Source organism: Thermogemmatispora sp. (genome assembly GCF_019683755.1).
In the GTDB taxonomy this organism is placed as follows: Bacteria; Chloroflexota; Ktedonobacteria; order Ktedonobacterales; family Ktedonobacteraceae; genus Thermogemmatispora.
This window is the reverse complement of the sequence record NZ_JADGHT010000242.1, coordinates 1-7214: the sequence shown is the minus strand read 5'-3', so window position 1 is coordinate 7214 and position 7214 is coordinate 1. Positions and strand designations below refer to the sequence as shown.

Here is a 7214-nt window from a genome sequence, read left to right as displayed (position 1 = left end):
TTCATAAAGGCCGTGATATACATGTGCAGCGGCAAAATGCGGGTGGCATAACCAGGCCCGCCCCCGGTCATCACCCAGATGAGGTCGAAATAGGTGAGCGAGCCAGTTAACATGAAGATCGAGGAAGTGATGATCGTATATTTTAGCTGTGGTAGAGTAATTGAGAAGAATTTACGCAACCTACCTGCTCCATCGATCTCGGCCACATCATATAGCTCGCGAGGGATCTGGCGCGCACCGGTCATATAGAGCAGAGAATGGAAGGGGATAAACTGCCAGGCGATGACAATCGCGACCACATAGAAAGCCAAATTAGGATCGCCCAGCCAGCCACGCGCCCAAGAAGAGAGGCCCATAGCCCGTAGGGTCACATTGATGAGGCCGAAATTGGGATCAAGGATCGAGATCCAGGTGATCCCGATGGCGACAGTGGAGAAGAGCAAGGGCAGGAAGTAGAAGACACTCAGCACAGCACGATAGCGCTGCTGGCCGGCCATAAAGACCCCTAGCAGCAAACTGAGGGGGGTCTGCAGGACCCAGGTCAGGATCATCATCTCTATTGTCAGCCCGATCGCGTGCAGGGTCAGCGGATCAGAGAAGAAATGCAGCCAGTTCGCCGGGCCGACCCAGGCCGCCTGGGCAATCCCATTCCAATTGGTAAAGCTTAGATAGAGGGCCACCACCAGGGGGAAGAGCGCGAACAGGGCATAGAAGCACAGAGCCGGGGCTGTCCATAGTAGCGCCGGCCAGGAGGCAGGCCCTCCTCTTCTTGTCGGGGTGATGCGCGTGGTCACACTCATACTCATGGTTTCTAGCCTCAGTCCAGCGGAGAACAGCCAGTGCTAGCAGCGCCCTCTGCCTCTCAGGTCAGTCAGTGAGTTGGTGATCAGTGGCACAGAGAAACAGCCAGCACTCAGCGCTTGGGCAACCTGCCTGTCGCCATTGGCAGCAACAGACGACGAGAAAGATCAGAAGCTGGGGAGATGGGTGGGTGGAACAGGGGACCCTCCCCGCTCGTAGACCCTGTTCCACCCACTCCACCGGCTCAGCTACCGCTGCGAGCAGCCTGCGTTCATCAGGTACCGATCGTCTGGTTCATATTGGCCGAGAACTGCTGCGGCGAGATCTGGCGCAGGAAGAGCTGATCAAGATTGGTCAGCAAGGCCTGCGCCGGCTGCGGTGGTAAAGCCTGATCCCAAGCCAGTTGGAAGTGAGCCGCTTTCTGAACCAGGCGATAGACGAAGAGCAGCCAGTCGCTATGTGGCGCGTTGCTCAGCTTATTTTCAATTCCCTTGACCGGCGGGATCTCGCCCAGAGCAATACGCCGATCAACCGCCTCGTCGTTGAGAACAGCATCCTTGAGATAGGTCACGCAGGCCTGAATCGCCTTGGATGTCTTAGCAACTGAGTAGTAATTGCAGGGGACGCCTGTCAGATTGGACGGATCGCCAACGCCGCCCTCGACCGCCGGGAAGGGGAACCAGCCCAGCTTGCCCTGTTGGATAAAGGCGGGGTCATCGTTCATAATGGTGCCGAAGTCCCAGGTACCCATCAGGTGCATGGCCGCCTTGCCAGTGTAGAGCAGGGCGCTCGCCTGGCCAGTATCGTAGCTTACCGAGGCAAAACCACTGCCGAAGGCACCGGCAGCCACCAGATCCTGAATCATGGTATTGGCCTTGATAATAACAGGATTCGACCAGGCATTGGGCTGGTTTGCCATGATGGCATCAAAGACCTGCGGACCGCCGAGGCGATCGACCAGATACATTTCATACATCAAATATGTCCACTTACTTGCTCCGCCCAGAGCAATCGGCTGTAGTCCCTGCTGCCTGACTGTCTTGACTAGATTCAGGAGCTGGCCCCAGGTCTGTGGGATTGACAGCTTATACTTCTCAAAGATCTCCTTATTATAGAGGAAGACCACCGGCTGCACGCCATCGTTGGGGATGCCATAGATATGGTTGTTGAAGGTGACAGCGCCCAGCGAGGAGGGCAGGAAGCGATCGCGCCAGGCCGGATCGGCATTCAGATCAGGAGTCAGATCGTAGACATCGCCGGCATCGATATAGGACTTGAGGATGCCACCGCCCCAGCCGAAGAAAATATCGGGCGGCTGGTGAGCTCCCATCGCCACCTGGAGCTTCTGCTTATAGGGGTCATTCTGGAAGAACTGCACGGTGGCATGAATGGAGGGGTGTGTCTGGTTAAACTTCGCCGTAATATCCTGGATCAGCTTTTGCTGATTCCCCGTGCTGATATCCCAGATCACAATCGACTGGGCGCCGCTACTGCCACCGCTCTGACCGCCCACGCCAAAGCAGCCCGAGAGCAATGCGGCAAGCGAGGCCGCGCCGGTTGTCTGGAGAAAGTCGCGGCGAGAGATTCTCCTCTGTAGCATAGTTCCATCTCCTCTGGCATCTTTGCTCGCCCGTCGTGATTGAGGCCCACGCATACAGTGGCATGGCGCTGCACATGGACAGACCTGGAAAACATCCTTGCTTTGGCCACCAGGAGAGGGCAGTCGTCCGACTGGTCCGCTCCTGCCGCCGTCCCGGGATGGGGGCCAGACAGGAACAGAGAGATCGGAAACGAGCCGGCCTTGGGAGCGGTCAGCCAGCCAGGACGACTACCGTGTGAGCAAATCAGGTCCTCGACGCTGAGAGTAGCCTCCTTTCTACAGCCTTCGCTGTTGGTGCTGCCTCCATTGCTCGCTGGAGCGGCTGACCAATCCGCACCGCAGGCTCACTTCGCCCGCGCTCCTTACATACATACAGCCAGACATACATACATACTGATGTGCTTATGACAAGCTATCTATGAGCACACGCCTCGCCGCGATGATTAGCGCCTAGCACGCGCTAGTGATCAGGCGAGGGTGGAGGCGCACAAGACTCACGCACAACCAGGGAGGTTGCCAGCTCAACGCGCATGCTATCCAGTGGTTCGCCTGCGATCAGGCGCAACAACATCGTAGTCGCCATGCGACCCATTTCGGCCAGAGGCTGGCGGATCGTCGTCAGAGCAGGGGAGACCATCGTTGCAATGGGCACGTCATCGAAGCCGACGACACTGACATCATCGGGCACGCGCAGGCCATGGGCCCGCAAGGCGGCATAGACTCCCATTGCCTGCAGGTCGCTACCGGCGAAGATGGCCGTTGGCGGCTCGGGCAAGGCCAGCAGTGCGCAAGTCTGGTCATAGCCGGTCTGCTGGCGGAACTCACCGGGGCGGATCAGCTCGGGATCAACTGGTAAACCGGCCTCTTCCAAAGCGGCGCGATAGCCAGCAATGCGATCCTGACTGCAGCGGAGATTAGGCCAGCCGGCGATAATGGCGATGCGGCGATGGCCCAGCGAGAGCAGATACTCTGTTGCCGCACGTCCACCCGCCCAGTTCGTCGCGCCGACCGAAGGCACATCAGGCCCCAACTCACCGCGATGGTCTACCACCACAAAGGGAATACGATGCCGGCGCAGCTCGTCGAGGCGATCCGATTGGCCCTGCGCGAGCACCAGAATGGCCCCATCCGTCGCGCCTTCAATGACCTGGCGCAGCCACTGCCGCTCACGCCGTGATTCATCATGCGTCGTTGAAAGGGCCATGCGCAGCTCGGTGCGCTCCAGCACCTCCTCTACACCGCGAATGATCTCAAAATAGTAGGGGCTATCTAGATCGGGGACGACCAGGTCGATAATGCCGCTGCTCCCACGCCTGAGCGCATTCGCCACCCGACTGCGCACATAACCGGCCTCACGAATAACACGCTCTACACGCTCACGTGTGGCTGGCGCCACATCCGGTCGGTTGTTTAAAACGCGGGAAACCGTCGGGATCGATACCCCCGCGCGGGCCGCAATTTCGGCGATGGTGCTCCGTCGCCGATTCATATTTTGCCTCGACTTTGCATCCATTACCGGTAACCTTATCGCCACGGTGGTTGCTTGAATCATACCCTGGAATCCGCCATCTGTCAAGGGCGATCTTCCACTGGTTACTATGGCATCCGGCATTGAAACCGTTTACTCTTGAAAAAACTTTGGCGCTGTCTAGTAATTTTTTCCGATAACGTTATCATAACCGGAAGGTCTGGGGGAGCCTTTCCGCTTCGCCTGTTCCTTGTCTGTTATGCTACCATAATAGATGATGGAAGGCCGCCGGAGGAGTGGCTCTTGATAGGCGTTCTGCTGGCTGCTCTCCTCTTGGTGCTGCTAGCGATTCCAGCCCAGCCGCGAGCAGACAGACAGACAGTTAGCAAGCTGATGATCCGGCTGCCTCATCAGTTCTGAAAACGCTGCCATGCCAGGGAGAAGCCAGAACGTGGAGCAGAGCAACCGCCGACCGCTGGCCCAAGCCGTCCAAGAGTTCGATGTTGCTCTGGTCGATATGGACCCGTTTTTTATTCACTATACCGCTTATACGGTCTGGATGGATCGGGGCTTTCTCCATCTGCTGAAAACGCTGGGGCATCCGCTGCATACGCTCTTTGCCGAGGGTTTCGGCTTCCCAGTGGTCCACTGCCAGCTTGATTTTTGGGAGCCGGCGGCGCTCGATGAGCGTGTGCGCTTGACAACGGCCCTGGTGCGCTTGGGCAGAACAAGCCTGACGGTGCGCTATGATTTCGCGCGTGTGGAGGCTGATGGCTCGCTGACGCCATTAGCTCGTGGGGAGAGTGTTCACGTTTATACCCAGCGGGCGACACGTCAGGCTCATGAATTACCTGGCTGGTTACGAGCCTTAAGCCTGGATGGGGAAGGTTCCTCTTCAGAGCAGGTCTGAAGAAGGCGAGTTTTCGCTTTGTCTGAGCAGCAGGCGCTGCGCTCTCTCCTCTCCTCCACTGAGAAGTGATATTTTTCTTACAAAAGTCATCATATAAGCGGCTCTGTTGATAGCTTGATGGCTCCCCTCCGCTGGGGTTGGCCCTTCTTCTCAGATGGTTTGCTGCCGCTTTTCAAGAGGACGCAGCACGCTTTTAGGTGCACTCAGCGTTATATCAGAATTCCGTGGAGAATTCAGGGTCCACTATGTTATAATACCCCTCGAATGAGTCTTCCATTGACACAGTGTAATGTGTAGTAATGCTTAGTACAGCTCTCCTACGTTCCTATACAAGCTTGCCCGTTTCCAGGAGAGGATAGAGAGAGGAGCCTTGATGCCAAGTACAGGGAAATGGCTCAGAAACAGCCTGCTATGGCTGCTACTGGCAATTGCCATTGTCCTGATCCTCGTTGTCTTCTTCCGCCCGCAGAGCGGCGCCAAAACGGTGACGGTTTCTACCCTCTTGGGCCATTTGAAGGCGGACATGCGCAACGGGGTTCAGGATACATTGAATGTCGGCACGAATACCCTCACCTTGACGCGGGGTACCGCTTCCTCGGCCCAGCGTGAGGTCGCTAATATTAACGATTCTTTTGATATCACCCGCGTGCTGCGGGATAATAATATCGACTATACGAATAATCGCCTGCTGACTCTGCAGTACGAGGCCCCGAGTTCGCTGGGCGCCTGGTTAAACTTGCTTGGGGGCTTGATCCCCTTTGTGCTGATCGCCGTGATCGTGATCATCCTGCTGCGTCAGGCTCAGGGCACGAATAATCAGGCGCTCTCATTCGGCAAGAGCCGCGCCCGCATGTTCTTGGGGAATAAGCCGACTGTGACTTTCGCCGATGTGGCCGGGGTCGACGAAGCCAAGCAGGAGCTGCAGGAGATCGTCGAATTTCTGAAGTACCCCGATAAGTTCGCCGCCCTCGGGGCCCGTATCCCTAAAGGCCTTCTGCTGGTGGGGCCACCGGGTACTGGCAAAACGCTGATTGCTCGGGCCGTGGCCGGTGAGGCCGGCGTACCTTTCTTCAGTATCAGCGGCTCAGAATTTGTGGAGATGTTCGTTGGCGTGGGAGCAAGCCGCGTGCGCGATCTCTTCGAGCAAGCCAAACGCAATAGCCCTTGTATCGTCTTCGTTGATGAGATCGATGCGGTGGGACGCCAGCGCGGGGCCGGTCTGGGCGGTTCTCATGATGAGCGGGAGCAGACGCTCAATCAGATCTTGGTGGAAATGGATGGCTTCGATTCAAGCACCAATGTGATTGTGATCGCAGCAACGAACCGCCCCGACGTGCTTGATCCAGCTTTGCTCCGTCCAGGCCGCTTCGATCGCCAGGTGGTGCTTGATCGTCCTGATATCCGAGGCCGCATGGCGATCCTTCAGGTGCACGCCCGTGGCAAGCCGCTGGAAAAGGATGTCTCGCTGGAGACCATCGCCCGCCAGACCCCCGGCTTCTCCGGTGCAGACTTAGCTAATCTCCTCAATGAGGCGGCGATTCTGGCCGCTCGGCGCAATCGCCGGACCATCAGCATGAAGGAGCTGGAGGAAGCCATCGATCGGGTCGTCGCCGGGCCGGCCCGTAAGAGCCGCATCATCAGTGAGCGAGAGAAGGCGATTACCGCCTACCACGAGGTTGGTCATGCCCTGGTAGCTCGGATGCTCCCCAATACAGACCCTGTGCACAAGGTCTCAATCGTGGCTCGAGGCCAGGCCGGTGGCTTTACCATGCTGCTCCCAACAGAGGACCGCTATCTGTGGAGCAAGTCGCAGTTTGAGGATATGCTGGCCTACGCTCTGGGTGGCCATGTAGCTGAACTCATTATCTTTGGCGAGGTGACAACTGGCGCCTCCAATGATATTGAGCGCGTGACGAAAATCGCTCGCTCGATGGTCACGGAGTACGGTATGAGCAATTTGATTGGCCCCGTGGCTCTCGGTCATAAGGAGGAGCTGGTCTTCCTGGGTCGCGATTTTAATGAGCAGCGCAACTATAGCGAGGAAACAGCCCGCGAGATCGATATGGAGGTGCGCCGCATCGTCCAGGAGGCTTTCAATAAGGCCTATCAGGTGCTCTCCCAGAATAAGAAGCGGCTGATTATGATCAGCGAACGCCTGATCAAGGAGGAGACCTTAGAAGGGCCAACCTTCGAGGCGCTCTTCAATCAACCAATCCAGGAGGACGAGTACGAGTCTCCTTCGATTTTCACCGGCACGTCAGATGCTCGCGATGCCCGTTTCAATGGCAAGCGAGATGATGCCAACCGCCTGCCCGATACGCTCTTTCCTTCGCTGCCCTCGGGCTTCCAATCTTCTTCTCACGGTGAGGGGAGCTACGAGCCGTAATTATGCGCCCACCTCTGAGCCTATCAGCCTGGGCCGCGCCGGACTTCAC

The 7214-nt window shown here is 57.4% G+C and carries 5 protein-coding genes; 2 read left to right on the top strand and 3 right to left on the bottom strand.

Features of this window, described 5'->3' with window-relative positions:
- From IRZ24_RS14500 to IRZ24_RS14490, 3 genes are all read right to left on the bottom strand, one after another.
- Positions 1 to 806 (bottom strand): sugar ABC transporter permease (locus tag IRZ24_RS14500; RefSeq protein ID WP_297165468.1); only part of this gene is annotated, 806 nt, incomplete at its 3' end.
- Between the two features lie 269 nt (positions 807 to 1075).
- A complete protein-coding gene (locus IRZ24_RS14495; protein ID WP_297165466.1) occupies positions 1076 to 2401 on the bottom strand; it encodes a substrate-binding domain-containing protein in 1326 nt (441 codons plus the stop codon).
- Between the two features lie 460 nt (positions 2402 to 2861).
- Positions 2862 to 3953, bottom strand: coding sequence for a LacI family DNA-binding transcriptional regulator (locus tag IRZ24_RS14490; RefSeq protein ID WP_297165464.1), 1092 nt, complete (start codon positions 3951 to 3953; stop codon positions 2862 to 2864).
- 367 nt (positions 3954 to 4320) lie between these two features.
- Between IRZ24_RS14490 and IRZ24_RS14485 the strand changes: the two genes are divergently transcribed.
- Together IRZ24_RS14485 and ftsH are read left to right on the top strand one after the other, a co-directional pair.
- Positions 4321 to 4779 carry an acyl-CoA thioesterase gene (locus tag IRZ24_RS14485; RefSeq protein ID WP_297165462.1) on the top strand — a complete coding sequence of 153 codons (459 nt, stop codon included), beginning with the start codon at positions 4321 to 4323 and terminating at the stop codon, positions 4777 to 4779.
- A 373-nt stretch (positions 4780 to 5152) separates the two neighbouring features.
- Positions 5153 to 7165: an ATP-dependent zinc metalloprotease FtsH gene (gene ftsH / locus IRZ24_RS14480; protein ID WP_297165460.1), complete on the top strand. Its 2013-nt coding sequence runs from the start codon at positions 5153 to 5155 to the stop codon at positions 7163 to 7165.
- Positions 7166 to 7214: the final 49 nt, after the last annotated feature.